The sequence below is a fragment of the Halorubrum sp. 2020YC2 genome (genome assembly GCF_018623055.1).
GTDB lineage: Archaea > Halobacteriota > Halobacteria > Halobacteriales > Haloferacaceae > Halorubrum.
In genome coordinates, this window is sequence record NZ_CP076019.1 from 78192 (window position 1) to 104565 (window position 26374).

26 protein-coding genes, 1 tRNA gene and 1 pseudogene are annotated in these 26374 nt (G+C 73.1%); 11 read left to right on the forward strand and 17 right to left on the reverse strand.

The features are described from left to right. Positions 1 to 28 precede the first annotated feature (28 nt). Positions 29 to 1180: a multicopper oxidase domain-containing protein gene (locus KI388_RS00395; RefSeq protein ID WP_215087465.1), complete on the forward strand. Its 1152-nt coding sequence runs from the start codon at positions 29 to 31 to the stop codon at positions 1178 to 1180. A 26-nt stretch (positions 1181 to 1206) separates the two neighbouring features. On the opposite strand, the gene KI388_RS00400 is transcribed toward KI388_RS00395, so the two are convergent. Continuing rightward, positions 1207 to 2049 (reverse strand): polyprenyl synthetase family protein, encoded by an 843-nt coding sequence (locus KI388_RS00400; protein WP_215087466.1) that lies wholly within the window; start codon positions 2047 to 2049, stop codon positions 1207 to 1209. A gap of 537 nt (positions 2050 to 2586) precedes the next feature. Beyond that, positions 2587 to 3255 (reverse strand): NADPH-dependent F420 reductase, encoded by a 669-nt coding sequence (gene npdG, locus KI388_RS00405; protein WP_215087467.1) that lies wholly within the window; start codon positions 3253 to 3255, stop codon positions 2587 to 2589. A gap of 125 nt (positions 3256 to 3380) precedes the next feature. Between npdG and KI388_RS00410 the strand changes: the two genes are divergently transcribed. Both KI388_RS00410 and KI388_RS00415 read left to right on the forward strand, forming a co-directional pair. Further along, positions 3381 to 3686 carry a MazG-like family protein gene (locus tag KI388_RS00410; RefSeq protein ID WP_215087468.1) on the forward strand — a complete coding sequence of 102 codons (306 nt, stop codon included), beginning with the start codon at positions 3381 to 3383 and terminating at the stop codon, positions 3684 to 3686. Positions 3687 to 3807: 121 nt separating this feature from the next. Further along, on the forward strand, positions 3808 to 3978 hold the full coding sequence (locus KI388_RS00415) for a hypothetical protein (protein WP_215087469.1): 171 nt from the start codon (positions 3808 to 3810) through the stop codon (positions 3976 to 3978). Between the two features lie 55 nt (positions 3979 to 4033). Here the strand turns inward: KI388_RS00415 and KI388_RS00420 are convergent, their stop codons facing one another. The 3 genes from KI388_RS00420 to KI388_RS00430 form a co-directional block, all read right to left on the reverse strand. Further along, entirely contained in the window at positions 4034 to 5722 is a 1689-nt protein-coding gene (locus KI388_RS00420; RefSeq protein ID WP_215088697.1) for a globin-coupled sensor protein, read from the reverse strand. A 190-nt stretch (positions 5723 to 5912) separates the two neighbouring features. Beyond that, positions 5913 to 8018, reverse strand: coding sequence for a formate dehydrogenase subunit alpha (gene fdhF, locus KI388_RS00425; RefSeq protein WP_215088698.1), 2106 nt, complete (start codon positions 8016 to 8018; stop codon positions 5913 to 5915). A gap of 121 nt (positions 8019 to 8139) precedes the next feature. After that, positions 8140 to 9123 (reverse strand): hypothetical protein, encoded by a 984-nt coding sequence (locus tag KI388_RS00430; RefSeq protein WP_215087470.1) that lies wholly within the window; start codon positions 9121 to 9123, stop codon positions 8140 to 8142. A gap of 129 nt (positions 9124 to 9252) precedes the next feature. On the opposite strand from KI388_RS00430, the gene KI388_RS00435 reads away from it, so the two are divergent. After that, positions 9253 to 9948, forward strand: a complete 696-nt coding sequence (locus tag KI388_RS00435) for a helix-turn-helix domain-containing protein (RefSeq protein ID WP_215087471.1) — start codon at positions 9253 to 9255, stop codon at positions 9946 to 9948. A 66-nt stretch (positions 9949 to 10014) separates the two neighbouring features. Here KI388_RS00435 and trxA read toward each other — a convergent pair whose 3' ends face one another. The 10 genes and pseudogenes from trxA to KI388_RS00485 all read right to left on the reverse strand — a co-directional run bounded on the left by trxA (position 10015) and on the right by KI388_RS00485 (position 19833). After that, on the reverse strand, positions 10015 to 10500 hold the full coding sequence (gene trxA / locus KI388_RS00440) for a thioredoxin (RefSeq protein ID WP_215087472.1): 486 nt from the start codon (positions 10498 to 10500) through the stop codon (positions 10015 to 10017). 50 nt (positions 10501 to 10550) lie between these two features. Continuing rightward, complete coding sequence (locus tag KI388_RS00445; protein ID WP_215088699.1) at positions 10551 to 12167, reverse strand: cobyric acid synthase; 1617 nt, start codon at positions 12165 to 12167, stop codon at positions 10551 to 10553. 90 nt (positions 12168 to 12257) lie between these two features. Next, positions 12258 to 12950: pseudogene (locus KI388_RS00450) on the reverse strand (cob(I)yrinic acid a,c-diamide adenosyltransferase); the annotation flags it as partial. Next, positions 12947 to 13720: an adenosylcobinamide amidohydrolase gene (locus KI388_RS00455; protein ID WP_215087473.1), complete on the reverse strand. Its 774-nt coding sequence runs from the start codon at positions 13718 to 13720 to the stop codon at positions 12947 to 12949. The pseudogene KI388_RS00450 and the gene KI388_RS00455, both read right to left, overlap by 4 nt. Beyond that, positions 13713 to 14762, reverse strand: coding sequence for an aminotransferase class I/II-fold pyridoxal phosphate-dependent enzyme (locus KI388_RS00460; protein ID WP_215087474.1), 1050 nt, complete (start codon positions 14760 to 14762; stop codon positions 13713 to 13715). The genes KI388_RS00455 and KI388_RS00460 overlap by 8 nt, the downstream gene beginning before the upstream one ends. Further along, complete coding sequence (locus KI388_RS00465) at positions 14759 to 15523, reverse strand: NTP transferase domain-containing protein (protein ID WP_215088700.1); 765 nt, start codon at positions 15521 to 15523, stop codon at positions 14759 to 14761. Before KI388_RS00465 ends, KI388_RS00460 begins: the two co-directional genes overlap by 4 nt. Continuing rightward, entirely contained in the window at positions 15523 to 16320 is a 798-nt protein-coding gene (cobS, locus tag KI388_RS00470) for an adenosylcobinamide-GDP ribazoletransferase (protein WP_215087475.1), read from the reverse strand. Before cobS ends, KI388_RS00465 begins: the two co-directional genes overlap by 1 nt. Continuing rightward, the gene (locus tag KI388_RS00475) at positions 16311 to 17348 is read right to left on the reverse strand and encodes a CobD/CbiB family cobalamin biosynthesis protein (RefSeq protein WP_215088701.1); all 1038 of its coding nucleotides are present in this window, start codon (positions 17346 to 17348) and stop codon (positions 16311 to 16313) included. Before KI388_RS00475 ends, cobS begins: the two co-directional genes overlap by 10 nt. Positions 17349 to 17401: 53 nt before the next feature. Next, positions 17402 to 18760 carry a cobyrinic acid a,c-diamide synthase gene (locus KI388_RS00480; RefSeq protein WP_215087476.1) on the reverse strand — a complete coding sequence of 453 codons (1359 nt, stop codon included), beginning with the start codon at positions 18758 to 18760 and terminating at the stop codon, positions 17402 to 17404. Further along, on the reverse strand, positions 18757 to 19833 hold the full coding sequence (locus tag KI388_RS00485) for a nicotinate-nucleotide--dimethylbenzimidazole phosphoribosyltransferase (protein WP_215087477.1): 1077 nt from the start codon (positions 19831 to 19833) through the stop codon (positions 18757 to 18759). The genes KI388_RS00480 and KI388_RS00485 overlap by 4 nt, the downstream gene beginning before the upstream one ends. A gap of 405 nt (positions 19834 to 20238) precedes the next feature. Here KI388_RS00485 and KI388_RS00490 point away from each other — a divergent pair, with 405 nt between their 5' ends. From KI388_RS00490 to moeB, 3 genes are all read left to right on the forward strand, one after another. Then, positions 20239 to 20829 (forward strand): 50S ribosomal protein L15e, encoded by a 591-nt coding sequence (locus KI388_RS00490; protein ID WP_215087478.1) that lies wholly within the window; start codon positions 20239 to 20241, stop codon positions 20827 to 20829. A 130-nt stretch (positions 20830 to 20959) separates the two neighbouring features. Continuing rightward, on the forward strand, positions 20960 to 22348 hold the full coding sequence (locus tag KI388_RS00495; protein WP_215087479.1) for a hypothetical protein: 1389 nt from the start codon (positions 20960 to 20962) through the stop codon (positions 22346 to 22348). 69 nt (positions 22349 to 22417) lie between these two features. Continuing rightward, complete coding sequence (gene moeB / locus KI388_RS00500; RefSeq protein ID WP_215087480.1) at positions 22418 to 23230, forward strand: molybdopterin-synthase adenylyltransferase MoeB; 813 nt, start codon at positions 22418 to 22420, stop codon at positions 23228 to 23230. A gap of 37 nt (positions 23231 to 23267) precedes the next feature. On the opposite strand, the gene KI388_RS00505 is transcribed toward moeB, so the two are convergent. Further along, entirely contained in the window at positions 23268 to 23678 is a 411-nt protein-coding gene (locus KI388_RS00505) for a zinc ribbon domain-containing protein (protein ID WP_215087481.1), read from the reverse strand. 203 nt (positions 23679 to 23881) lie between these two features. Between KI388_RS00505 and KI388_RS00510 the strand changes: the two genes are divergently transcribed. The 3 genes from KI388_RS00510 to KI388_RS00520 all read left to right on the forward strand — a co-directional run bounded on the left by KI388_RS00510 (position 23882) and on the right by KI388_RS00520 (position 24631). After that, entirely contained in the window at positions 23882 to 24262 is a 381-nt protein-coding gene (locus KI388_RS00510) for a Rid family detoxifying hydrolase (RefSeq protein ID WP_215087482.1), read from the forward strand. Further along, positions 24262 to 24522: a hypothetical protein gene (locus tag KI388_RS00515; RefSeq protein WP_215087483.1), complete on the forward strand. Its 261-nt coding sequence runs from the start codon at positions 24262 to 24264 to the stop codon at positions 24520 to 24522. The genes KI388_RS00510 and KI388_RS00515 overlap by 1 nt, the downstream gene beginning before the upstream one ends. Before the next feature lie 27 nt (positions 24523 to 24549). Beyond that, positions 24550 to 24631: transfer RNA gene (locus tag KI388_RS00520), tRNA-Ser, on the forward strand. A 781-nt stretch (positions 24632 to 25412) separates the two neighbouring features. Here the strand turns inward: KI388_RS00520 and KI388_RS00525 are convergent. Beyond that, a complete protein-coding gene (locus tag KI388_RS00525) occupies positions 25413 to 26048 on the reverse strand; it encodes an IS6 family transposase (protein WP_215087484.1) in 636 nt (211 codons plus the stop codon). Positions 26049 to 26154: 106 nt separating this feature from the next. Between KI388_RS00525 and KI388_RS00530 the strand changes: the two genes are divergently transcribed. Then, positions 26155 to 26322, forward strand: coding sequence for a hypothetical protein (locus tag KI388_RS00530; protein WP_215087485.1), 168 nt, complete (start codon positions 26155 to 26157; stop codon positions 26320 to 26322). Positions 26323 to 26374 lie beyond the last annotated feature (52 nt).

A 26374-nucleotide genomic window follows, 5' to 3' on the forward strand; every position in this document is an offset into this window, starting at 1 on the left:
TATTCCTCCCCGTCCACTCGCTCGAGACATGACGCACAGCGACTCCGGTTCCGACGGCGGCTTCGCGCGACGATCGATCCTCCAGGCCGCGGGCCTCTCGGGCGTCGCCGGGCTGGCCGGCTGCCTGAGCGAGGCGGCTCCCACCGCCTCGGCCGACAGCGCCGCCGCGACACAGACCGAGGACGGCGAGCCCGCGCTCCCCGAGACGGGGTCGCCGGAGGTCGTCGACCTCGACGAGCGCGGCCGCGAGGTGACGCTGCGCTCGGTCCACGCCCGCCACGCGGCCCACCCCGGCGACTCGCTGGGCGGGCCGGTCGAGATGCCGGTGACGTGGGCGTTTCAGGCCGACGACGGCACGCCGAGCGTCCCCGGGCCGGTCCTCCGGGCGACCGAGGGCGACGACCTGTCGATCACGCTCGACAACACCGACGGGGAGATGCCGCACACGCTCCACTTCCACGGCGTCTCGAAGTCGTGGAAGGACGACGGCGTCCCGTCGACGACCGGGATCACCGTGATGCCCGGCGAGAAACACACCTACGAGATCGGCGCGGACGTGCCCGGCACGCACCTCTATCACTGCCACTTCCAGACCCCCATGCACATGGACATGGGGATGTACGGGATCCTCCGAATCGACCCCGAGGGGTACGAGGCGGCCGACGTCGAGCAGTTCATGACGCTGAAAGACTGGGACACGCGGCTCTCCCGGTCGTACGGCGGCGAGGACGCGACCTACGACGTCGAGAACCGCCGCCCGGACGCGTTCACCATCAACGGGCGGGTCGCGCCGTACACGTTCAACCCGGACCACGGCTCGCCGATCGTCGTCAGCGAGGGCGACACCGTGCGGCTCCACCTGGTCAACGCCGGGTTCATGTCGCATCCGATGCACACGCACAACCACCGGTTCCGCACGGTCGAGAAGGACGGCGCCCCGTACCCCGACGTGATGCAACTGCCAGAGGACGTGGTGAACGTCGCGCCCGCGGAGCGGTACACCGTCGAGTTCGAGGCGGACGCGGACCCGGGCATCTACCCGCTACACTGCCACAAGGTGGACCACGTTCGCAACGGCGGCTCCTACCCCGGCGGGATGCTCACCACCATCGTCTACGAGCGGGCGATGGGGACGGACGTGTTCGCGGACCTCATGGACAAGGCGGGCTACGAGCTCTGAGGCCCTCAGCGACTCCCCGGCCGACCCTACCGCTCCCGAACGACGACGAACTCCGCGAGGTCGCGGAGGTACTCGATCGCCTCGGTCTCCGGGGGGTCGGCGTCGTCGAGGGCGGCGAGCGCGCGCTCGGACTCCTCCCGGGCGCGATCGTTGATCTCCTCGGGCGACAGCGACGTGACCTGGAGGACCGAGGGGCGATCCATCTCGGCGTCCTGCCCGGTCGGCTTGCCGAGGTCGTCGGCGTCGGCGGTGGCGTCTAACACGTCGTCGCGCATCTGGAAGGCGACGCCGACGCGCTCGGCGTACTCTCCGAACGAGTCGATCGCGTGCGGCTCCGCGCCGCCGGCGACCGCCCCCAGCTCGGCGGCGGCGCGGAACAGCGCGCCCGTCTTCCGGCGCGCGAGCTCCATGTACTCCGCCTCGTTCGTCGGTCGCGCCGCGAGTTCGGTCGCCTCGCCCTCCCCGAGTTCGACCATCGCCTCAGCGACCGTGCGCATCGCGCGGGGGTTCGTCGAGAACAGCGCGAACGCCTCGCCCAGCAGGCCGTCGCTGGCGATGATCGCCGGGCCGTAGCCGAACTCCGACCAGGCCGCGGCGGTGCCGCGGCGGACCTCCGAGCGGTCGATGATGTCGTCGATCACGAGCGAGGCGTTGTGGACGAACTCGATGCCGGCCGCGAAGTCGACCGCCGCCTCGGGGTCGCCGTCGAACGCCTCGCAGGCGAGGACGGTCACCGCTGGGCGGACCCGCTTACCGCCCGCGAAGACGACGTGCCCGACCTCGTCGGACAGCTCGTCGGGCTCGACGTCGTCGATGACCGACTCGATCCGGTCTTCGACCAGCCCGACCCGACGCTCCAAGTACTCCATCTACCGCACGGTGGGTCCCGGCGCGCAAAGGCCTAACGGAACGCCCTGCGACCGCCGGATTCGAACGACGGCGACGACGCCACTCCGACCTCAATCACCGCGGTGGCGCGTGCCTGCGAGCGGTCGCCGGAGGCGGTCGCGAGTCAGCACGCGCGAGGGACGCCGCGAACGCCCGCAGGGCGTGAGCGGCGAGGCTGGGGAGGTGTGAGGTGCTGGGCGGGGCGGGACTCGAAGGGGCAGCCGGGAGGACGAAGCACGACGACGTAAGCACCACAAGGAGCGAACGGAGTGAGCGACTGAGGAGCGCAGCGAGTCGCGCGAGTCCTCCCGGCTGGGGCTTCGGCGGTCGTGTTCAGGTCGGTGATCGCGTATCGCCTCGCGACCGGGGCTTCGGCGGTGTTCGCCGCGGATCCGCAGCCACTCAGTTATAAGCGATCGGCCACCGGAGCGGCGACCGCCCCCGCCGCTCGATTCTATTTATAATCCCCACCGAACACCCGGCTGTTCATTTATAAGCAACCCGCTCAGAACGACCTTTTACTGGAATCGGACGCCGAGGTCGTGGAGGCCGTCGTTGTTCGAGGCGACGTTGATTAAAAGCGGCGTCAGCCCCTCGATTTCGGGTGCGTTGGCGATCCCGCCGGCGTCGAGCGCGCGCAGGCCCTCGATCCCCTCGGCGACGTCCGCCACGGTCTCTTTCGCGTCCTCGTCGTCGCCGATCACGAGCGTGTCGACCCCGAGGTCGGCGTCGAGGTTCGCGAGGCGCGCGGCCGCGAGGTTGTGGAACGCGCCGACGACGGCGACGCCCTCGGGCGCCGCGCCGGCGACGATCTCCGTCACGGAGCCGGCGCCCGGCTTGTGGTAATGGAACCCCTCGTCGTCGCGTTTCATCCCGGTGGCGGGCGAGACCAGCACGTCACCCGCCTCCAGCGACTCGGCCACCGCCTCCACGGTGTCGCCGACGTGGTACGGCGGGACCGCGAGGACGACGATCCGGGCGTCGGCCGCGACCGCGGCGTTCTCGCCGCCGGTCACCGCGGCGTCGAGGCCGCGGCTCTCCAGTTCGGCGGTGTACTCCTCGGCCCTGTTCGCCGCCTTCTCGGCCTCTCGCGAGCCGACCGCGACCCGGTGGGACGTGTCGGCCGCAAGCCGGAGCGCGAGTCCCTCACCGATGTCGCCGGTGCCGCCTAGGATGGCGATTTTCATACGGTCTGTGGGGTCGCTCGCGTATTAGGGGTTGCGTGACCGGCCGTCCTCGCCACGGTCGGAACCGACGGGCTCGCCGCGGTCGGAGCGGGGGATTCTTGTCCGAACGCCCGGTGGCGACGCACATGGACGAGCAGGACCGCGTCGCCGCGTTCGTCGACGAGTACGGACTGGAGACCGACCTCGCGTACCACGCCCTCGACTTAGAGAGCGAGGTCGGCGAGATCGCGAAGGAGGTGACGACCTCGACCGACTACGGGCGCAACCCGAACGCCGCGTCGATCGCGACCGACGAGGTCGGGGACGCGCTGTTCGCGCTGCTCGCGCTCGCTGAAGCGGCCGGCGTCGACGCCGACGCGGCGCTCGACGAGGCGCTGGCGAAGTACGAGGCGCGGATCGATTCGTCCGGCGACCCCGGCTCCGGCGAGTAGCGACCCGCCCCGATCGGCGGACCGGTTCCGACCGGCAGCGACCCGACCGGCGACCCCGGCTCCGGCCGGCAGCGACGCCCCGGGAGCGTCGGTTCAAGTGCCTCGACCGCCTACACACCGCATGACCGACGCCCCGTCGCTCGCGCTCCGCTACGTCGCCTGCGACGCCTGCGAGACGGTGTTCGCGCTGCCGGACGACCCCGACGAGCCGCCCGCCTGCGGTCGGTGCGGCGCCCGGGCCCTCCGCGAACTGCGGGACGTTCGCGGGCCGGACGCGTACTTCGCGCCCTGAGTTCGGCGCGCGCCGCGGATCCCGGGAGGCTCGCGTCGCGGTCGCCGCCGCCGCCTCACCGCAGATCGTCGATCTCCAACTCACCGGCCGCGACCGCGCGGAGCTCCTCCTCGGAGAGGCGATCGATCACGAACTGCGGTAGGCCCTCCGGCAGCCCCGCCGGAACCGACCGGCCGTCCGCCGCCTCCTCCGCCCGCGTTCCGCCGTCCGTTAGAGACGCCCCGTCGGGACCGCCGACGCCGCCGCCGGCCCCGTCGTCCACGGCCAACCGGCGCACGGTGCGTTCCAGCTCCTCGACCGCCGCCGACTGGCGCTCGCTTTCGGTCGCTAACTCCTGCATCTCGTCGCTGATGCGGTTCGACCGCTCGACCACCCCGTCTATCGTCGCGGCGATCTCCTCGGCGGCGGCGGCCTGCTCGTCGGTCACGTCGGAGACCTCGTCGATCCCGTCCGCCGTCTCCGTCACCGCCTCGGCGATGGCCGCGAGGCTCTCCGTCGCGTCGTCGACGCGCTCGCTCCCCTCGTCGACCCGCACCGTCGTCTCAGAGAGGCTCTCGACGGTGTCTTCGGTGTCGGTACGGATCCCGTCGACCATCGACTCGATGTCGGCCGCGTGCCCCTGTGACTCCTCCGCGAGCGACTTGATCTCGTCCGCGACGACGCCGAACCCGGCGCCGGCCTCGCCGGCCCGCGCCGCCTCGATCGAGGCGTTCAGGGCGAGCAGGTTCGTCTGGTCGGCGATCCCGTTGATCGCGTCGACGAACTCGTCGATCTCCTCGACGCGCTCTTGGAGCGCCTCGACGTCGTCCGCCACCTCGTCGACGGCCTCCCCGATGTCGTCCATCGCCGCTGCGGCGTCGTCGGCCGCGGCCCGCCCGTCCGTCGCGAGCGTCTCCGCTCGGCCGCTCGTGCGCTCGACCTCGTCGGCGGTCGAGGCCACCTCCTCGACCGTCGCGGAGAGGTTCGCGACCTCCGAAGAGATCTCCGCGACCCGCTGTGACTGGTCCTCCGACGCCTCGCCGACCGCGGCGGCGCTGTCCGCGACGTCTCCCGCCGACTCGCGGAGGTCGCTGATCGGTTCCTTGACCTCGTCTTCCACCTCGGCCATCAGCCGCTCGTTCTCCTCGACCGCCTCCGTGAGCTTCTGGCTGTACGAGTGGATGTACGTGTCCGTGACGACCTGCATGTCGAGGTTGACGATCCGGAGGACGGACAGCAGGTCCTCGATCGCGTCGTCGACCTCCTCCTCGACCGCCGTCGCGGTCGCCTCGTCGACGCCCTCGCCGGCGGCGTCGGGAGCGAGGCGCTCGGTGAGCGAGTCGACGAGGCGGTCACCGACGAGCGGGAGGATGAGGTCGTAGTACACGCCGTACTGCCCGAGGTAGTGTTTCATCGGCATCTCCAGCATGTCGTGGATCTTGCCGATCCGCGCCCGGTCCTCGAAGTACTCCTCGCCGTACTCGCCCTCCGCGAGCGTCACGAGGTACGCCGACTGCGTCCGCTTGAGCTGTTCGAGCCCCTTCTCCGACCGGCCGATCACGTCGACGGTCTGCTCGCGCCCGGTGAGGTTCTCGTAGAAGTCATCGGCGATCTGCTCCGCGTTCTCCGCGAACGCGTCCTCGTACCGGCTCAGCCGCCGCTCGTCCTCCTCGTCGAACCCGACGAACTCCTTCCGCCACGCGATCTCGTCGGCGTCTAACCCGATCTCGTCGACCAGCTCGGACACGTCGAGTCCGTCGTTCATGCCGCCCTGACCGAAGTCCTTCCGACCGTACTCGCCGGATGTAGCCATGCTGAGGGTTCTCCGCTTGGGTTATATAAGCTACCACACCCGGATCTCACGAGTGATACCGAACCGCGCGTCGGCGGGCGGGAAGCGGTCGTCGACCCGCGGCGTCGGCTCGGGGTCGCGACCGCGCGCGGCGACGCCCGGCTCAGTCGGCCCCGGCCGCCTCGCTCTCCGCGGCCGCCTCCCCGCCGTCGTCGACCGGCTCGACGGCGACCGCCGAGTGCTTGAACTCCGGGATCTTCGCCTCGGGGTCGAGCGCGTCGCCGGTCAGGGCGTTCGCGAGCGGCTCCGCGTAGTGGAACGTACAGAACGCGACGCCCTCGCGGACCGCGGGGGTGACGTCGGCCGCGACCGCGACGCTCCCGCGCTCGTTCGAGACGGTCACGCGGTCGCCGTCCTCGATCCCGCGCTCGGCGGCGTCGCTCGGGTGGATCTGGAGGACGTCCTCGCCCCGCATCGCGGTGAGCCGGTCCGAGCGCCGGCTGAGCGCACCGCTGTTGAACTGCTGGAGCACGCGGCCGGTCGTGAGCGTCAGTTCGTCCGCGTCGAGTTCGTCGACGGGCGGGACCGCGTCGACGACCGCGAGGGGCGCGGTGCGCTCGCCGGTCGCGAACCGCTCCGCGTGTAACACGTCGGTCCCGGTCCCGTCGGCCGCCGAGAACGGCCACCGCTGGTAGCCGTCGCCGATCCCCTCGTAGCTCATCCCCTCGTAGATCGGCGCGACGCGGGTCAGTTCGTCGAACGCGTCCTCCGGGCCGTCGTAGTCGAACGCCTCGGGGCGGTCGGTCAGCCGCCGGCCGAGTTCGGTCAGGATCCCGAAGTCGCGCCGGGCGTTCCCCGGGAGGTCGGCGTTCGGCCGCATCCGCATCACGCGCCGGTCGGTGTTCGTCACCGTGCCGGACTTCTCGGCCCACGCGCTCCCGGGGAGCACCACGTCGGCGTGCTCCGCCGTCCGCGTCTCGAAGAGGTCGATGACGACACAGAAGTCGAGGTCGTCGAACGCCGACCCGACCGCGGTCGCGTTCGGCTCGGTCACCGCCGGGTTCTCCCCGAAGACGACCGCGGCCCGCACGTCGTCCCCGAAGCGGTGCGTCGCTTCGACCTCGGTGAGCCCCGGCTCGGCCGGCGGCTCGACGCCCCACTCCGCGGCGACGCGCTCGCGGGCGTCCGGGTCCGTCACCGGCTCGTAGCCGGGGAGCACGCTCGGGAGCCCGCCCACGTCGCTCGCGCCCTGAACGTTGTTCTGCCCGCGCAGCGGGTTCACGCCGGTCCCGGGGCGGCCGACGTTGCCGGTCAGGAGCGCGAGGTTGAGCAGGGCGTGGACGTTGTCGGTGCCGCAGCGGTGCTGGCTCGTCCCCATCCCGGTCACGATCGCGGCGCGGTCGGCCTCGCCGTACGCCCGCGCCGCCTCCCGGAGGGCCTCGGGGTCGACGCCGGCGGCCTCGGCGTTCGCCGCGACGTCGACGCCGGCGAGGTGCTCGCGCAGGCGGTCGAAGCCGGTCGTCCGCTCCGCGAGGAACGCCTCGTCGACGAGGTCCTCCTCGACGAGGACCGCGGCGACCGCGTTCAGCAGTTCGATGTCGGTGCCGGGCCGCAGCGGGAGGTGGACGTCCGCCGCCTCCGTCGTGTCGTTCGCGCGCGGGTCGACGTGGACCAGCGTCGCGCCGTCGCGGACCGCCGGGAGGACGTACGACCGGAACGCCACGGGGTGTTGCTCGGCGGGGTTCGCCCCGTTGACGAAGATGCAGTCGGCCTCCCCGAGGTCGTCCAAGGTGTTCGTCATCGCGCCCGCGCCGAGGCGCTCGCTCATCGCGGCGACCGTCGAGGCGTGACAGAGGCGCGCGCAGTTGTCAACGTTGTTCGTCCCGAGGACCCGCGCGAGCTTCTGGAGGACGTAGTTCTCCTCGTTCGTACAGTTCGAGGAGGCGAAGAACTGGACCGCGTCCGGGCCGTGCTCCTCGACCACGTCCCCGATCCCGCTCGCGACGCGGTCGAGCGCCTCCTCCCACGGCGCCGTGACGAAATCGCCGTTGTGCCGGACGAGCGGCTCCGTCAGGCGGTCGTCGTGGTCGACGACGTCGAACGCGGCCGCCCCCTTCGGGCAGATCTCCCCGCGGTCGTTCACCGGTCCCTCGACCCCCGTCGCGCTGCCGCGGCCGGCGTACTCGATCTGACAGCCGACGCCGCAGAACGGACAGACGGTGGGGTTCGACTCGAAGCTCCGCTCGGGCGTCTCGGTCGGGTCGGGCATCGCGTCGACGTAGGGGTTCCACGACCGTCCGGATGCCACCGGAACTGCGTGGTGTTTTAAGTCGGAGCCGGGCTCTCGGCCCGGAACCGCGACCGCGGGACGCGTCGGTCGCCGGCGACTGTCACCCGCTCACGGCGTCGCCCGCGACCGGCGCGAGGGCGCTGCCGAGAGACAGGACCCCCGCGGTCACGAGGCAGGCGGCGAACGCGATGGTGCCGAGCTTCCCGCCGAAGCCGACGAAGTACGGCGTCGCGCCGACGAAGACGACCCCCGCGGTCCCGCCGGCCAGCAGCATCGCGCCGGGACCGGGGATCCGCTCCGGCGTCGCCATCCCGGCGAACGACGCGCAGAAGGCGACCGCCGCGACCGCGTCGCCGGCGGCGAAGAGCGGCGGGCAGACGACCCCGGCGACCAGCCCGACGACCGCGGAGCCGACGACCGGACCGTGGCCGAGCCGGACGGAGAGGAAGACGGTGACGAGCGCGGCGAGCGCGGCCGCGGCGACCAGCCCAGCCGCGACGGTCGGCTCCGGGACCGACCCCGTCCCCGGTGCCAGCCCGCCGAACGCGGCCACCGAGAGGCAGCCGACGAACGCCGTCGTGCCGAGCTTCCCGCCGAACCCGTTGAACGCGCGCTTGGCGAGCACGAAGACGCCCCCGGCGACGAGGCCCGCGGCGACCACCGCCCCGAGGTCGGCGCCGGCCGCGGGGGTCGCCATCCCGACGAACGAGCCGCAGTAGGCCGGGGCGCCGTACGTCTCCGTCAGGAGGTACGCGCACAGTCCGACGAGCGCGGACGCCACGACCGGCCCGACGCCGACCCGGACGGAGAGGAGGAAGGTGAGCGGCGCGCCGACGGCGACGGCGGCGGCGTTGCCGAGGTCGGTCCGCGTGACGCGGAAGCCGTCGGTCCGTAGCGCGTCTCGGGTCTCCGTCGCGGCGGTGTAGCCGAGCCCCACCGCGGCGACGGCGAGGGCGACCGCGCCGGTCAGCGGGTCCGGGCCGCCGCCGACCCCGAACGCGAGGCCGACGGCCGCCGCGACGCTCATTCCGGCCCCGGCACCGGCCAGGGCGAACGCTCCGAGGGCGTGGATCGCTCGGTTCACGGCCGCGACTCGGGGCGGCTGCCCGATACAGTCAACCCCTCAGTATTGCGGGTGTTCTCGGTGGACTCGGCCGAGCGACCCGCTCGTCGGGGATCAGGACTTTGTACCCGTCGTCCCAACTCCGACTCGATGGGAACGGAAGGAGAGTCGGCGGACGACCGCGCCGGAGCCGCGCCCGGCGGCGTCCGCGCCGGCGTCGCGATCCACGGGACGGGCAACTGCCCGGTCGTCGCGGCGTCGACCGCCCACGACGGGCCGATCACGGGGGTCAACTGGACGCACGCCGACGGCACCCACACCGAGGAGTTCCGCGCCCGCGACGCGGACGCGGTCGAGGGGACCGAGGGGGTCCCCCCGGCCGAGTCGGTCGTCGACCTCGGCGGCGAGCGCGTGTACCGCTACGACCGCCCCGCCGACGGGGAGTGCGCCTGCCGGATCATCGAGGAGCTGGACTGTCCGATCGCGGACGCGCGCGCCGAGGACGGCGTCTTGCTATTGACGCTCCATCTCCCCGACCTCGAACGCCTCCGCGACGTCGTCTCGGCGCTCGACGGCGCCGTCGACCGCGTCGAGGTGCGCTACCTCGTCCAGGGCGCGGCGCGCGGCGACGCGGTCTCGGACCGGACCCTCGTCGACCGCGGCCGGCTTACCGACCGCCAGTGCGAGGTGCTCCGGACGGCATACCGTATGGGCTACTTCGAGCGCCCCCGCGACGCCAACGCGAGCGCGGTCGCGGACGCCCTCGACATCGCCCCCTCGACGTTCGCGGAACACCTCGCGGCGGCACAGCGGAAGCTGTTAGAGGAGACGCTCGCCGGCGACTGACGCCTCGGCCCGCTTCGGGCGGCGTACCCGGTCGCCGGGGGGAGTCGGCATGCCCGCCGACGGCGTTCAGGCGGCGTGTTCGTCGATCGCGGACTCCAGCGTCGCGCGGTCCTGCGCGCCGACGAACCGCTCGACCGCCTCGCCGTCGGCGTACAACACGAGCGTCGGGATGCTGCGAGCGCCCAACTGCTGGGCGACCGCCCGGTTCGCGTCCACGTCGACCTTCGCGACCGCGGCGTCGGTCTCGGCCGCGAGCGCCTCCATCGTCGGCTCCATCATCTGACAGGGACCGCACCAGTCGGCGTAACAGTCGACGAGGACGACGTCGTGCTCGTCGACCGCACGCCGAAGCTCGTCCGGTCCGTTCACGTGGATCGGCTCGCCCGGAGTCGCCGCTCCGCCGTCGCCCGCGTCGGCTCCCGCGGCCTCGTCGAGCGCGTCCCCGTCTCCGAGCCGCGCTTCGAGCTCCCGGCGCTTCCGCTCGCGGATGCGCTCGCGCTCCGTCTCCGGCTCCTCGTCCGCCGATTCGCTCGCTTCTGCTGCGTCGCTCATGCGAGAGTATTGGGGCTGTCGAACAATATACCTTCCGCCCCGGACCGCGGTCAGCGACCGCCGGTCTCTCGACCGTTCGCCTCCCCACCGGCGAGGAGGCGGCCCAGCCCGGCCGCGGGCAGGTCGACGTGCTCCGCGACGAGGTCGGCCGCGCGGTCGTACGGGGAGCGGTCGGCCGCCGCGGCGTCCGGGCGCGCCCGCCCCGCGCTCGCGAAGACCCGCTCGACGAACGCGTCGCGCACGCTCTCCGCCTCGAAGAGCCCGTGGAGGTAGGTCCCGAGGACCCGGTCGGTGGCGACGCTCTCCGAACCCAGCGGCTCCATCGCGAACGACGGCGATTTTTTCTCGCCGTCGAGCGGTCGGGTCCGCCCGGCGCGGATCTCGTAGCCGGTCGCCTCGCCGTCGGCGCCCGCGATCGGTCCGACGCCCTCGACGGCGCACGTCGCGCGCTCGACGCGCTTCTCCGTCGAGAACCGCGTCTCGACCGGGAGGAGACCGACGCCCGGGACGGTCTCGCGGCCGCCGACGCCCTCCACGTCGGCGTCGAGGAGGCGCTCCCCGAGGAGCTGGTAGCCGCCGCAGACGCCGATAACGGGCCCGTCGAACGCGCGCAGCGCCTCGTCGAGGCCGGCCTCGCGGAGCGCGAGCAGGTCGTCGACGGTGTTTTTCGACCCCGGAAGCACGACCGCGTCGACCCCGCCGAGCGCGGCGTCGAGCGGGAGGTAGGCGACGCGGACGCCGGGCTCGCCCGCCAGCGGCTCCAGGTCGGTGAAGTTCGAGATCCGCGGGAGCCGCGGGACCCCGATCCGGACGCTCTCCTCGTCCGGGACGCCGTCGTCGGCCCCAAGGACGCCGGCGTCGCCGCCGCCGGCGTTCTCGCCGCCGCTCCCCGCCTCCGGCAGCGAGAGGCTGTCCTCGGCCGGGAGGCCCGGGTCGTCGTGCGGGACGACGCCGACGACCGGGACGCCGGTGCGCTCCTCGATCTCCGCGATGCCGGGTTCGAGGAGGTCCGGGTCGCCGCGGAACTTCGTGATCACGGCGCCGCACACGCGCTCGCGGAGGTCGTCGGGGAGCAGTTCGAGGGTCCCGTAGAGGCTCGCGAACGCGCCGCCGCGCTCGATGTCGACCGCGATCAGGATCCGCGCGTCCGCGAACCGCGCGCACTCGACGTTCGCGAGGTCGCGGTCGCGGAGGTTGATCTCCGCGACGCTGCCCGCGCCCTCCGCCACGATAACGTCGTGGGCCGCCGCCAGCCGCTCGTGGGCCGCGACGGCGGCCGCGCGGGCGTCCGCCCAGTGCCCGTCGTAGTACGCCGACGCCGGGGCGTTCGCGACCGCCTCGCCGTCGACGATTATCTGGCTCTCGCCGCCGCCGCGGGGCTTGAGCAGGACGGGGTTCATGTCCGTCGTCGGCACCGCCTCGGCGGCCCGCGCCTGGACGTGCTGGGAGACGCCGACCTCGCCCCACTCGCCGTCCGGCGCGAGCGCCACCCGCGCGTTGTTGCTCATGTTCTGGGCCTTGTACGGGGCGACCGAGACGCCCCGCCGGGCGAGCAGCCGACAGAGGCCGGCCGCCAGCGTGCTCTTGCCGACGTGGCTCGCGGTCCCCGCGATGAGGACGGTGTCGGCCGGGGCCTCGGAGGCCTCCGCGGCGTCGGCGTCGGTCACGGCCGCTCGACCCCCATCGTCAGTACTCCGTCCCCGGCGGGCGCGCTGGCCGTCGTCGAACGGGTGCGCGACCTTCCGGACGTTCGTGACAAGGTCGGCCACGCCGTCGAGGTAGTCGGGGGAGCCGTGGCTCCCGGTGAGGACGAGTTCGAGGCGGTCCGGCTTCGACTCGGCCAGCGCGACGACGTCGTCGGCGTCGACGAGGCCGCGGTCGACGGCGTACAGCAGTTCGTCGAGGATGAGCATGTGGACGCCGTCCTCCGCTCCCCCGTCGAGCGGGAGCGGCTCGGTGAGGTCCGCCTCGGCCGCGCCCGCGACGAGCGCCTGTGCGCGCTCGAAGGCGGCCGCCGCCTTCGCCTCGTGCTCGTCGTCGGCCGAGCCGTCGAGCAGGCCGTGCCAGCCGTAGTGGCCGGCGTTCTCGTAGGAGAACCCCGGCACGGTCGAAATCGCGTTGTACTCGCCCCTGACGCCCTCGACGCTGTCCGCGCCGCCCTTCATGAACTGGAGCATGTGGACGCGGTAGCCGTGGCCCGCGGCCCGAAAGCCCATCCCCATCGCGGCCGTCGTCTTCCCCTTGCCGCCGCCCCAGAACGCCTGGACCAGCCCGAACTCCGCGGGCGCGGCGGGCTCGATCGGCTCCGGTTCGGGGGCCGCGCCGCCGCCCGGGGTGCGGGCGGCGAGGTCGTCGCTCGGCTCCGTCTCGTCGTTCGTCGACGTGCCGTCGTCGCCGTCGGTCGGTTCCTCCTGCGCGTCCGCGTTCGCGTCGTCGTGGTTCGTTGTCATGGGTCGAAAACCTCCGCCCGCTCGTCGGTGACGACGCCGTGTTCGGCGTCGGCCGCCGGGCCGGGCAGGTCGCCGTCCGGGTACCGCGACCGCAGGCTCGCGCGGACCGCGTCCCGGACGCAGGCGCGGGCCGCCCCGCCGACCGCCGTGGCGCTGCCGGAGAACTCGGCGGGCGCCCCCTCCGGGTCGTCCGCGACGACGACCGCGTCGCTCGTCGTCCCCGGCACCCCGGCCGTCGCGAGCAGCGTCGCCGCCTTCGCCTCGGCCGCGACCGCGACGAGGTTCGCCGCGGCCCCGGGCGCGAGACTGCGCGCCGCGCCGACGATCAGGTTGACCGTTCCGGGGCCCGGGCGACCCTCGGGACGCGCCGTCGGCTCGCGCGACCCGGTCGCCTCCTCCGCCCCGACCGGCAGCATCGCGGGGTTCGAGAGGCCGACCGTCGCGTACGCGACGACCGGCCCGAGCCGCGCGCCCCGGGCGTGGGCCATCGAGACGCCGGTGAAAAGCGTCGGCGGGGCGTCGCGGTCGGCCCCGGGAGACCCGGCTCCCGCGTCCGCTTCCGGAGCCCCGCTCTCCCCGCCCCCGAACCCCGCCCGCCCCAGCCGCTCGTCGCGGTAGGCCGCGAGGTCCGTCCGGTCGAACTCCTCGGGAACGGTGACGTTGTACGCGGCCGGCGCCCGCGACCGCCCGCCGTCCCAGCCGGTCGAGAGCCAGCGCGTGCCGGACCGTCGGAGCCGGAGGACGCCGTCGCTGACCGTCGCCTCAAACATCGCTCTCTCCCCCCTCGCCTCGGTCTCCCGCCTCTCCGACACCGAGCGCCGCGAGCAGGCGGTCGTTCTCCGCCGGACGCCGGACCGCGACCCGGACGTGCGAGTCGAGGCCGCGGAAGGAGCGCGCGTCGCGGACGGCGACGCCCCGGTCGCGGGCGCGCTCGATCACCCGGTCGACGTCGCGGTCGCCGGCGTCGACGAGGAGGAACGGCGCCTCGGAGGGACCCACCTCGTACCGCTGGCTCAGGGCGGCCCGCAGCCGCCCGCGCTCCCGCTCGACGCGGTCGCGGGTCTCGCCGACGAACTCCCCCTGCCGGAGGCAGTACTCGCCGGTCGCCAGCGCCGGGGCGCTCAGGTTCCACGTCCGGCGCGCGCCCCGCAGCGCCGCGCCGAGGTCGCCCGTCGCGACCGCGAAGCCGGCCCGGATCCCGGGCAGCCCGAACAGCTTCGTGAGCGCTCGGGCGACGACGACGCCCGCCGTCCCCGCGAGCGACTCGCGCTCGGTGAACCCGAGGAACGCCTCGTCGACGAGCAGGACGGTCCCGGCCGCGCGACAGCGCGCCGCGAACGCGAGCAGGGCCTCGCGGTCGTAGCCGGTCCCGGTGGGGTTGTTCGGCGCGCAGACGACCGCCAGCGCGTGGCCGCTCGGGTCGGCGTCGAGGACGCGCTCGGCGTCGACGAACGCCGGCTCGCCCCCCCGAAGCCGGACTTCGCGGGCGTACTCCCCGAAGCTCGGCGCCGGAAGGAGGGCCGTGTCGCCCGGGTCGACCGCGAGCGCGACCGCGGCCCGGATCGCCGCCAGCCCGCCCGGCGTCGGGACCACCTCCTCCGGGTCGCAGCCGACGTAGTCGGCGGCGGCGGCTCGGAACCCCGTCGGCGGCTCCGGCGGGTACGTCCGCGCCGACTCGAACGCGGCGCGGTACGCGCGCTCGACCCCGTCTGGGACCTCGGGGTTCGCGTTCGCGCTGAAGTCCAGCAGGTCGGGGTCGTCGCTGCTCCCGTGCGGCTCGCGCCCCAGCGCCGCCGCGCGCTCCCGGTTCACGGCGACGCACCTCCCTCCCACCCCGCGCCCTCGCCGCGCCGGTCGAGCCAGTCGACCCCGCCGCTCGGGAGCGCGGGGGCGTCCGAGTCGCCCGCGAGGATCCGCTCTGCCAGCCGTCTGTCCCCGGGTCGGTTGACGTTGACGGCGAAGCGCGCGTCGCGGGTCGCGCGCACGGCCTCGTCGCCCGCGCCGTCGAGCGCGCCGACGACGTTGACCCCCGCGGGGACGCGCTCGACGACCGTCTCGTCGCCCGCGTCGGCCGCCTCCTCGTTCGCGCCGGTCCCCTCGCCGTCACCGGCTCCGTCGTACCGGGTCGCGGCGTCGGCGCTCGCGCCCAGTTCCCGCTTGCGCGCCGCGGGCACGCGGACCGACAGCGCGTCGGTCCCGGCCGCGGCGCGGGCGTCGAGGACGGCGTCGACGGCCGCCCCGTCGAGCAGCGGGAGGTCGACCGCGACGGTGAGCGCCGGCGGTTCTGGTCCCTCTGCCAGCGCCGCCTGAAGGTCCGTGACGTAGCCGTCGCCGGGCGTGTCGACGACGACGAGTTCGAGCGACCCCGTCCCCGATTCGCCCTCCCCGCCGTCCCGCCGCGCGACCAGCCGCTCGCGGGTCCGGGGGGCGTGCGGCGAGACGGCCGCGTACGCGGTCTCGACCCGGCTCGCCGCGAGCGCGTCGAGCGCGCGGTCGACCATCGGCCGTCCGGCGACGGGCGCCAGCGGCTTCTCGCGGTCGCCGCCGAGCCGCGTCCCCCGGCCGCCGCACATCAGGAGAGCGTCCACGCGATCACCCCCGCGTGAAGCCCGGCGACGCGGGCGAGTTCGCTCGTCGCGCCGAGCACGTCGCCGCTGACCCCGCCGAGACGGGCGCGCGACCACGCGAACGCGAGCGCGGCGACGACTGCCGCGGCCGTGAGCGCGCCGGCGACGACGCCCGGTCCGCCGGGACTGATGGCGACCCGCCCGAGCGGCAGTACGGGGGCCGTCGCGAGCGCGACGCCGACCAGCGCGCGCGGGTCGGACGCCTCCGTCAGCGCGGCGCCGAGCCCCTCGTGTGCGGCCTCCCCGACGCAGACGAGCGTGGCCGTCGCGGCCTTCGCGCCCACCTCGGCGGCGACGACGAGGGCGACCGCGCCGACGGGCGAGCCGCGCGCGAGGTCCGCGATCGCCGCCGCCGCGGCCGCGAGGCCGAGGACGACGAGGGCGAGCGCGACCGTCCCGCCGACGCCGAGCGCGGAGTCTTTCATGACCTCCCGCCGGCGGTCGGCGTCGCCGTGGACGACCGCCGCGTCGCCCAGGTCCGCGACGCCGTCGAGGTGGGTGATCCCGGTGACGAGGTAGAGCCACGCGGCGAACGCGACCCCGACCGTGAGCGACGGGACGCGGACCGGCGCCAGCGCGGCCGCGGCGACCGGGAGCGCGCCGAGCGCGCCGATCGGGTACCCGACCGCCGGCAGGGCGGCGGGCGTCCGCCGGAACGCCTCCCAGTCGCCGTCGGATCGGCCGACGGGGGCCCGCGAGAGGAACCCGAGCGCCCCCCGGAGCGCGGCGGCCGTCAGGACCACGCGACCACCCCCGCGAGCGCGAGGAGCCACCCCGCCGCGGCCGCGACCGCGACGCCCCCGCCGACGGCGACGAGCCGCACCGCGTCGCGGGCGGCCGCGGGCGTCGGCGGCTCCGGACCCCCGGCGAGGGCGTACGCGCCCGGCTTCTCCAAGCGGACGCCGAGCGCGACCGCGGCCGTCGCCATCGGCCAGCCGGAGTTCGGTGACGCCGGCTCGCGGGCCAGCGGTCGCGCGCGTCGCAGGCTCCCGGGCGACCGGGCCGCGACGGCGAGACAGCACGCCGCGGCCCGCGCCGGGAGGAACATGACCGCGTCGTCGAGCCGGGCGCTCGCCCACCCGACCGGTTTCGACCGGTAGCCGAGCATCGAGTCGAGCGTGTTCACGGCCTTCGCCCAGGCCGCGGCGGCGACTCCGGCGGCCAGCGCGGTCTCGGCGCCCACGCCGGTCCCGCCGACCTCGGGGACCGCGCCGACGGACGCGAGCGCGGCGGCGCCCGTCGCGCCGGCGACGAACCAGCCGAGGGGGGCGACGAACCCGTCAGCGAGGTTCTCCGCCGCGCTCTCGACCGCGGCGCTCCGGAGGTCGGCCGGCGAGAGGTCCGCCGGGTCGCGCCCGACGAGCGCTCGGACGGACTCGCGGGCCGCGTCGGGGTCGGACTCGGTCTCCGCGACGACCTCGGCCGTCACGTCGAGCAGCATGCGGAGGCTCGCGGCGGAGAAGCAGACGCCGGCCGCGACGGCGACGGCGCCGAGCGGGACGCCGCCCGCCCGGGGCCCGTACTCGGCCGCGAGCGCGACGGTCCCGCCGCAGACCGCGGCCGTGGCGAGGGGGAGCGCGACCGCGACCGCGACGCCGACGGGCCGCGGGCGGGCCCACTCCCGGTCGAACCGCCCGACGCTCCGCCCGAACAGCGCGACCGGGTGGACCCGGCGCGGCGGCTCCGCGACGGCGAGGTCCAGCGCGACCGCGAGGAGGAGCGGGGCGATGAGCGTGACGGCCGGGGCGATGAGCGTGACGGCCGGGGCGATGGGCGCGTCGACTGGGAGACCGGCGGCCGCAACGACCGGGGAGACTCCCGCCGTCACCGTTCCACCTCGTCGAGGAACGCGTCGAACGCCCCGCTCTCGGCGTGGAGGTGACAGTACGTCCCGAGGGTGCGGTGCTCGGTCAGCCCCTCGCGGTCGCCGTCGATCCCGGTCCCGCGCTCCACGTCGAAGGCGAACCGGGCGTCGGACGCCACGTCGGCCGCGGAGTAGTGGAACTCGTGGCCGCGGAGCCGGTCGCCGCTTCCCGCCGTGAGCGTCTCCTCCCGGGCGCGGAGTTCGACGTGGTCGAGCGCCTGATACCGCTCCCGCATCGTCACGTCCGCCGGGAGGACGCCCGCCATCTCGCGGGCGTCGCCGTCGACCGTCGTCAGCGTCTCCGCGAGCGCCATCAGCCCGCCGCACTCCCCGAGGACGGGCGTCCCCTCGGCCGCGGCGTCCGCGATCGACCCGAGCGCGGGGCCGGCCGCGAGCGCCTCGGCGTGGAGCTCCGGATAGCCGCCGGGGAGGTAGACGCCGTCGCAGGGCGGGAGGTCGTCGCCGGCCGTGGGCGCGAACGGGACCACGGTCGCGCGCTCGCGGAGTCGCTCGCGGGTCGCCGGGTAGAGGAACCGAAAGGCGGCGTCGTCCGCGACCGCGACCCGCGGGCGGTCGCCTCGGTCGCCGTCGGTCTCCGCCCCGACACCGTCGCCAGCGGCGGGGTCGGGCGCTCCCGGGGTCGGTCCGGTCGCAGGCGGCGTCGGCTCCCGGGAGATATCGAGCAGCCGGTCGGTCCGGAGCGTCTCCGCGGCCGCGTCGAGTTCGGCGTCGTCGAGCGGGGCCTCCTTGCCCATCTGTAATCCGAGGTGTCGGTCGGGGATCTCTAGGTCCTCGCGGGGCGGGACCCGGCCACAGTAGGCGAGTCCGTCGGGGAGCGCCTCGCGGATCCCCTCCTCGTGGCGGCCGCCGTGCGCCCGCTGGGCGATCACGCCCGCCACGTCGACGTCGTGTGCGGTCCGCTCGGCGTACGTCGCGAAGCCCAGCGCGGTCGCCGCGACGCTCTCCATCCCGGCGCTCGCGTCGACGACGAGGACGACCGGGAGGTCGAGCGCGGCGGCCACGCCCGCCGTGCTGGCGGCGCTGCCGTCGTACAGCCCCATCATCCCCTCGACCACGCAGACGTCGCCGTCGCCGCGAGCGTAGTTTCGCCGGAGCCCGTCCTCGCCCTGGAGCCACGGGTCGAGGGTCCGCGACGGGCGACCGACGACCCGGGCGTGGTGGCTCGGGTCGATGAAGTCCGGGCCAGCCTTCGCGGGCTGGACGGTCCGGCCGGCGGACTCCAACGCGCGCAGCGCCGCGAGGGTCGCCACCGTCTTGCCGACGCCGGAGGCCGTGCCGGCGAGGACGAGGCCCCTCACCGCCGGTCACCTCCCTCTTCCGGACGCTCAGCGAGCAGCCGGTCGGTCACGGCGGCGATCCGCTCGCGGACGGCGGCGTCCGCGACCCCCGCCCGCTCCGCGAGCGCGAGCGCGCCGCCCATCCCGACGCCCTCCTTCGCCTCGCCCCGGGCGTACGCCGACATCGCCGGGTGGTCGCCCTCGTCGAACCCCGGGTCGGCCGCGGCGAGCGTCAGGTTGAGGTCGGCGGCGAGCGCCGGGAGGTCGGCAGTCGGATCGCCCGCGACCAGCGACGTGGTGGCGAGCGGGAGCGGGCGGTCGACGCCGGCGTGTCGGGCGAGCGCGGCCGCGGCCGCGAGCTGCGTGCCGCCCGCGAGGGTGACGTCGACCCCGGCGTCCGCGCAGCCGACGACCAGCCCGGCGACCGCGGCGAGGACCGGGTCCCCGGCCAGTCTGACCGCCTCGATCGGGTCGCCGGCCGCGTCGCCGGGGTCGAGGCCGCTCGCGTCCAACCCCTCCGCGACGACGCGGCGCTTGCGCTCGATCGGGTTCGCCGGCAGCGACGAGGAGACGGCGGCGCGCTCGCCCAGCGCGGTCAGGACCCCGAGCGCGCTCGTCGTCCCGCCGGGGATCGTCTCGGCGACGAGCAGTTCGGCGTCGCCTCCCGCCTCGCCCGCGCCGTCGGGGTCGCCGTCGGACGCGGCGAGTTCCGGCGCTAACGCGCGGGCGCGCTCGAACACGGTCGCCGCCGCCGGGACCGGCTCCGGGTCGCGAACGTCGCCGCCCGGAGACGCCGCCACGTCGCGGACCGTCGCCGCCGTCGGCGCTCCCAGCCCGGCGTCGACGAACTCGACGGGGAGACGCTCCGGACCGAGCAGCTCGCGGACCGCGCGGGTGACGACCGCGGGCGTCGGACAGCCGCTCGGACTCACCGGCAGGGGCGAGTCCGGCGCGGGCCGTCCCGTCTCCACTATCTCGAGGTCCGCGCTCGGCGTGTGGACCCGGAGGTCGGGGTCGGCGCCAGCGGCGCTGATCCCGTCGATCGCGGCCGTCGCGGTCGTCCCCGCGACGACAACGAGCCTCGCGTCTCTCACCGGATTCCCCCTCCGTCGAGTCCGCGACTTCCCGACGCGGCGTCGATACGTACCACTAGCGGCTCATCGATACAAGTGAACTTTAACCTTTGTTCAGGCGCTAAGTCCCCTTCCTCAAGGAGCAAACCGCGTCAGCGGTGAGCGAGTAGGGTGGGGTAGTTCACTCGATCGACGCGCGGCGGCGCGGTCAGGGCGCGATCGCCGCTGTCGGGCGTGCCACCGGCCCCCACGCGACCCGCGGAGCGAAGCGGTTAAGGGCGAACCGCGGGTATTCTCGCCAACTCGCTGGTGCGGACACAGCGGGCACTCGCCGCCGGGACCGCGGTCGGGCCGACCGCCGCGTGCTCCGGGACGAGACGACATGTGGCCCCTCGCGGCTGAATCGCAACCGTCCGCGGACACACAATGGCACGAAGTTTCTACTCGCACATCAAGGAGGCGTGGCAGTCCCCCAAGGAGGGGAAACTAGCGGAACTGCAGTGGCAGCGCAAACAGGAGTGGCGCGATCAGGGCGCCATCGAGCGCATCGAGCGCCCCACTCGGCTGGACAAGGCCCGCGAACTGGGCTACAAGGCCAAGCAGGGCGTCGTCGTCGCCCGCGTGAGCGTCCGCAAGGGCGGCTCGCGCAAGCAGCGCTTCAAGGCGGGCCGCCGCTCGAAGCGCCAGGGCGTCAACCGCGTCTCGCGCCGCAAGTCGATCCAGCGCATCGCGGAGGAGCGCGCCTCGCGGAAGTACCGGAACCTGCGCGTGCTCAACTCCTACTGGGTCGGTGAGGACGGCTCCCAGAAGTGGCACGAGGTCATCCTCGTGGACCCGGCTCACCCCGCGATCGAGAACGATGACGAGCTGAACTGGATCTGCTCGGACGACCACAAGGGCCGCGCGTACCGCGGCCTCACCTCCGCCGGCACCAAGGGCCGCGGCCAGCGCAAGCGCGGCAAGGGCACCGAGAAGACGCGCCCGAGCGTCACCTCGAACGACCGGCAGGGCAAGTAGCCCGTCCCGCCTCGCGGCCGACGACACCCGTTTTTTCGCGCTCCGCTCTCTCCCCCAGCCGCGGCGCCGGACGCGTCGACACAAGAGCAAAGAGACCGCGTCACGTACTAACATACGTGGCGATCCGCCGGTGACCGCGAGCAACCCCGTCCCCCTCGACGCGTTCGCGACCGAACTCCGGTCGCTCGATAGCGACGGGTTCGCGACGCTCGTCGGCGAGACGTACGCGGCCACCGCCGACGGCGTCGAGGTCGACCCGCCGCGCGTCACGGTGTCGGAGGGGGACCGCCGGACCGAACTGCTCGTCGTCGCGGCCGCGGACGAGCGCGTCTCCGACGACGCGGTCGACACGGTCGACGCGGTCGCCGTCGCGAGCGACTCGGTCGACGACCTCGGCGCCGAACTCGACGCCGACGTGGTGACGCCGGCGGACCTCCGGGAGCGCCTCCTGTACGCCGTCCCGCCCGCGGAGGCGAACGCGACCGCCGACCGGCTCCTCGGCGTTCCGGTCCGGTCCGACGCGTACGACGCGGCGGATTCCGACGCCGGCACGGCTGACGGCGACGGTAACGGCGTGACCGACGTCGACGGCGACGAGTCGGACGACGACAGAGCGACGGTCGATGACGGCGCGGCGATCGATGACGGCGCGGCGACGGGCGCCGTCGCGTCGGGCGCGACGGGGAGCGGCGTCGCACCGAGTCCTCCGTCTGCCGACCGGGGCGCCGCCGGTTCGACCGACGATTCGCGGACGCGCGACCGACCGACCGAGTCCGCCGCCGACGCGCCGGGCGATCTGCGCTCTCCGCGGACCGTCCTCGCGGCGGTCGCCGTGGCCGCGCTCCTCGTCGCGGCGGCCGGGGGCGGCTTCGCCGCCGGGACCGCTGGACTGGGCGGCTTGGCGGGGATCGCGGGCGTGGGAGACGGCGGAGCGACCGACCCGTCCGCGACGGACGCGGACGCGACCGGGGCGACCAACGAGAGCGACGACGGGAGCGGAGGGTCGGTCGCGGACGGCGACGACGGGAGCGGAGAGTCGGTCGCGGACGGCGACGGCGGAGACACCGCCTCGGTCGCGGACGGCGACTCGACGGGTGAGGCCGCTAGGAACACCGCGCCCTCTCCCACCTGCGACCGGTCCGCGCTTCAGGTCGTCCAGGTTCAGATGAACGCGCTCCGATACAACGACGACGCGACGAACGACGGCATCCGGACCCTGCGGGCGTTCGCGTCGCCGGAGAACAGAGACGTCGTCGGCTCGGTCGGCCAGTACGCCGAACTGTTCGAGACGGAGCGGTACGCGCCGATGCTCGCGTACGACACGGCGGAGTACTCGGTGCCGGAGGTGACCGACGACACGGCGGCGGTCGAGGTCGTCACCCGGGAGAACGGCAGCGTCACCGGCCGCTACGAGTTCCGACTCGTCCGGGTCGCCGGCGGGAGCGGGGACGCGGACGGTTCGCTCGGTGACGCGGACGACTGCTGGATGACCGACGCCGTGGCGGCGTCGGTGGAGTGAGTCGCTTCGGCGGCGTCGCGACCGCCGCCCGGGAACACGGTTATATCCGCGCCGGCACAGGTCACGCACATGAGCCTCTCTCTCGACGCGACCCAACTCGACCGCTACTCCAGACACGTCATCTTGGACGACGTCGGCCCGGAGGGACAAAAGCGGCTGCTCGACGGCCGCGTCCTCGTCGTGGGCGCGGGCGGACTCGGGTCGCCCGCGATCCAGTACCTCGCGGCCGCGGGCGTCGGGACAATCGGGGTGGTCGACGACGACGTCGTCGAGCGCTCGAACCTCCAGCGGCAGGTCATCCACGCCGACGGCGACGTGGGGCGAAAGAAGGTCGACTCGGCGGCCGAGTTCGTGGCCGACCTCAACCCCGACGTCGACGTCGAGCGTCACGAACGGCGGCTCGACGCGAGCAACGCCCGCGAACTGGTCGCGGACTACGACGTCGTCGTCGACTGCTCGGACAACTTCGCCACCCGGTACGTGGTGAACGACGCCGCCCGGATCGAGGGCGTTCCCGTCTCGCACGGCGCCATCTACAAGTTCGAGGGACAGGTGACGACGCTCTCGCCCGAGGGTCCCTGCTACCGCTGTCTGTTCCCGGAGCCGCCGGAGCCGGGGACGGTGCCGGACTGCGCCAGCACGGGCGTCCTCGGCGTCCTTCCGGGGACGGTCGGCTGTCTTCAGGCGACGGAGGCGGTGAAGCTACTCATGGACATAGGCGACCCGCTCGTCGGCCGGATGCTGTTCTACGACGCGATGGACCTCTCCTTCGAGACGGTGCCGTACGCGCGCAACCCCGACTGCCCGGTCTGCGGCGACGACGGTATCGACACCATCGAGGGGATCGATTACGCGGCCGGCTGTCAGGTCGACGCGGCGTAACCTCTTCTCGCGGTCCCGGCGCGACCGGCTCCCCCGCTCACAGCGAGCGGTCGGTCATCGCGGTGCCCGCGGTGACGTCGGCGTCCTCGTCGACGAACCCCGACCGGACGCACCACCGGCAGTACTGATAGCCCGCCCGGTTCTCGGCGCCGCAGTGGCGGCAGACGACGGTCTCTCCGTCGGCGTCGAGCGGCGGGGGGTCGTCCCCGCCGCCCCCGCCGCTCGCCGCGCCCGTCCCGTCGGCGTCCGCGTCGCGGCCGAGCCCGACCGCCGGGCCCGCCTCGGGCGCCTCCCCGTCGCGGTCCGCGTCCGACGACCGGGTCGCGGCCGAGCCGAACAGCTCCGCGGGGTCGCGGTTCTGCCGGACGAGCAGCCACATCACCGCGAGGTTGACCGCCGCCACGCCGGCGAATATCGCTGCCAGCGGCACGAGCTGATCACCCGTCATGCGTGTCGTGTTACCATTCCAGCCGCTTGTGTCTGACGGTGGGACAGGTCGGGTCCGGGAGCGGACTCGGTTAGTCGGGTCTGGCGGGTGGGTCCGGCCGCGTCCGGCGCCTCGGCTCGACCGGGTCCGATGGCTCGGCCTGGACGTATCCGACGACTCCGCTCCAGAGTACTCTTGAGGCCGCCGGCCGAAGGCGCACTCGCATGAAAGAGACCATCCACACGGACGACGCCCCGGCGGCGGTGGGCGCGTACAGTCAGGCGACGACCGACGGCGACCTCGTGTTCACGGCCGGGCAGATCCCGCTGACGCCAGAGGGCGACCTCCTCGACGACGCGCCGATCGCGGTCCAGACCGAGCAGGCGCTCGACAACCTCCTCGCGGTGTTAGCGGAGGCGGGTGCCGGCCCCGAGGACGTGCTCAAGACGACCGTGTTCATGGCCGACATCGACGACTTCGACGAGATGAACGAGACGTACGCCGACTACTTCGACGAGTCGCCGCCGGCCCGCTCCGCGGTCGAGGCCGGCGCGCTCCCGAAGGGCGCCGGCGTCGAGATAGAGGCCGTCGCCGTCGTCGAGTGATGCCGGACGGCGGCGGCGAACCGGCGGGGGCGCGCGGCGCTCCGGCCACGCCGCGCGCCCGAGCGCGGTCCGCGGCGCTGTGGGGCCTCGTCGGCGGGTTCGCTTTCCTCGCGCTCGCGCAGGGGTACCGGCTCCTCGGGCCCGGGTCGCTGCCGGTCGGTCTTGGGGGGACGGCGCTCATCGCGTTGGGCGTCGGCGTCGCCTCGGGCGGTCTCTCCTACCTCGCCGAGGCGCGCCTCCGGGCGAAAAGAAGGACTTAACAGTCGCACCGGAGTATCACCGAGTGAGCCAGGATGGCCGAGTGGTAAGGCGCACGCCTGGAAAGCGTGTTCCCATCCGGGATCGGGGGTTCAAATCCCTCTCCTGGCGTTTCGCCGTCGCAACAACGAGCGAGGAGCGACAGCGACGAGCGAGTACCGCGACAGCGAAGCGCCAGCGTATTTGAACCCTATCAGTCGCGCGCAGCGAGCGGTGCGAGGTGCGAGCTGAGAGGGACCGAAGGTCCCTCAAGCAGCCGGCGCGAAGCGCCGGCGACGAAGCGAGCACCTCGATTGCGAGCGGCGAAGCCGCGAGCAGTGAGCGAGCACGTCTGATTCCGGTTCAAATCCCTCTCCTGGCGTTTTCGACGAATAACACGGCGAGCGGAGCGAGAGGAACGACTGCGGTTCAAATCCCTTTCTTGCCGCTTGCGTATCGACGGCGAACACCGCCAAATCCCCAGCCGGGAGGCGGGCGCACGCTCGCTGTCGTTCGAAAGGCGCTTTGCGCCTTTCGTGATGGCGAGACGCCTTTGGCGTCTCGAACCACGCTCCTCGGTCGCTCACTTCGTTCGCTCCCTGTGGTGCTTGCGTCGCCTGCGCCCGCCTCCCGGCTGCCCCTTTGAGTCCCACCCCGCACAGCAACCGCACAGCACCTCACACCTCCCCAGCCTCGTCAGTCGTCCTCCGCGTTGCTCCGGGCGACTGACTCCCTCGCGCGTGCTGCTCGCGGCCGAGGGCCGCTCGCAGGCACGCGCCACCGCATCATTTATTTATAAGTAGTTGTCGCTGCCGCCCGTCGATATTTAAATACTAAACCGCTGTCGTCGGGCTGCGCTGCTCCGGTGACGTTTGCTCCCACCTTTCGCGGATCTATTCGCACACCGTAGTGTTCAGATAAGCTGGTTCCATGCGAAAGCGAACGATCTGAGCCACTCGTCAGCAGTCTCTGCTTTGGCGTTACTAAAACAGTTTGAGAAACTGGTAGTTCTGCGTTTTATCTCGCGAAAGACACGTTCGACGCTGTTCCGATTTCCATGTCGTTCATATTTAAAATCGAGGTCGTGTTTGCGACAGGCTCGCTGAAGTGAAGCTGATCCATCGACGAGAACAGTTGCGTCATCCACGTCGTGTTTGTCACGGAGATCGGCGAAAAACCGATCTGCGAGAGCGTTATTTGTCGTCGGCTCAAGCTGTGTGTGAAGCAGATCATTCGTTTCCGGATCAACAGCAGCGTACAGCCAATATTGTTCGTCATCAAGCCGAATCACAGTCTCATCAACCGCAACGTGATTCGGGCTCCGACCAGATTCCGGCTGTAGATCGGCTTTGTGAACCCAGTTGTGAACGGTGGAGCGCACTCTTTCAACACCGAATACCTCAAGAAACAAGACAGTATTCGAAAGCGACAGTCCTGCTAAATGAAGCTGAATACTGAGCTTCATCAACAGCCGCGGTGTTGCCTCTCGCTCCACAAACTCTAAGTTGATATCGTCTAAACAGCCGCTGAGGCGGTCGTTTTCGGGCATAGATCACTTTGAAAACGCACCGCCTCACATTTCAATTCTTATCTGAACACCGCCTCGCACACCGCCACAAGATTCATATGTGTGGGTATTGTTGACACGGGTGACGATGCCAGACACGAAATCGGGCCGCGAGCGGAAAGGGAGGAACAAGCGCCGCCAACTCGAGAACCACCTCGCACGGCGCGAACTCAACGCGGACGACGAGCCGCCGGAACCGTACCGGGAGCCGACAGACGCGGAGTTCCTCGCTGAGTCCGACGACGCGGCCCGGTGACGGTCGCGCTCGGAGCGCCCCTTTTCGGTCCCCGTTCGACCCCGCGCCTGCC

Coding starts and splice junctions, on each gene's coding strand:
- KI388_RS00395 (WP_215087465.1), top strand. CDS start 29: ATGACGCACAGCGACTCCGGTTCCGACGGCGGCTTCGCGCGACGATCG.
- KI388_RS00400 (WP_215087466.1), bottom strand. CDS start 2,049: ATGGAGTACTTGGAGCGTCGGGTCGGGCTGGTCGAAGACCGGATCGAG.
- npdG (WP_215087467.1), bottom strand. CDS start 3,255: ATGAAAATCGCCATCCTAGGCGGCACCGGCGACATCGGTGAGGGACTC.
- KI388_RS00410 (WP_215087468.1), top strand. CDS start 3,381: ATGGACGAGCAGGACCGCGTCGCCGCGTTCGTCGACGAGTACGGACTG.
- KI388_RS00415 (WP_215087469.1), top strand. CDS start 3,808: ATGACCGACGCCCCGTCGCTCGCGCTCCGCTACGTCGCCTGCGACGCC.
- KI388_RS00420 (WP_215088697.1), bottom strand. CDS start 5,722: ATGAACGACGGACTCGACGTGTCCGAGCTGGTCGACGAGATCGGGTTA.
- fdhF (WP_215088698.1), bottom strand. CDS start 8,018: ATGCCCGACCCGACCGAGACGCCCGAGCGGAGCTTCGAGTCGAACCCC.
- KI388_RS00435 (WP_215087471.1), top strand. CDS start 9,253: ATGGGAACGGAAGGAGAGTCGGCGGACGACCGCGCCGGAGCCGCGCCC.
- trxA (WP_215087472.1), bottom strand. CDS start 10,500: ATGAGCGACGCAGCAGAAGCGAGCGAATCGGCGGACGAGGAGCCGGAG.
- KI388_RS00455 (WP_215087473.1), bottom strand. CDS start 13,720: ATGTTTGAGGCGACGGTCAGCGACGGCGTCCTCCGGCTCCGACGGTCC.
- KI388_RS00465 (WP_215088700.1), bottom strand. CDS start 15,523: ATGTGCGGCGGCCGGGGGACGCGGCTCGGCGGCGACCGCGAGAAGCCG.
- KI388_RS00490 (WP_215087478.1), top strand. CDS start 20,239: ATGGCACGAAGTTTCTACTCGCACATCAAGGAGGCGTGGCAGTCCCCC.
- moeB (WP_215087480.1), top strand. CDS start 22,418: ATGAGCCTCTCTCTCGACGCGACCCAACTCGACCGCTACTCCAGACAC.
- KI388_RS00505 (WP_215087481.1), bottom strand. CDS start 23,678: ATGACGGGTGATCAGCTCGTGCCGCTGGCAGCGATATTCGCCGGCGTG.
- KI388_RS00510 (WP_215087482.1), top strand. CDS start 23,882: ATGAAAGAGACCATCCACACGGACGACGCCCCGGCGGCGGTGGGCGCG.
- KI388_RS00515 (WP_215087483.1), top strand. CDS start 24,262: ATGCCGGACGGCGGCGGCGAACCGGCGGGGGCGCGCGGCGCTCCGGCC.
- KI388_RS00525 (WP_215087484.1), bottom strand. CDS start 26,048: ATGCCCGAAAACGACCGCCTCAGCGGCTGTTTAGACGATATCAACTTA.
- KI388_RS00530 (WP_215087485.1), top strand. CDS start 26,155: ATGCCAGACACGAAATCGGGCCGCGAGCGGAAAGGGAGGAACAAGCGC.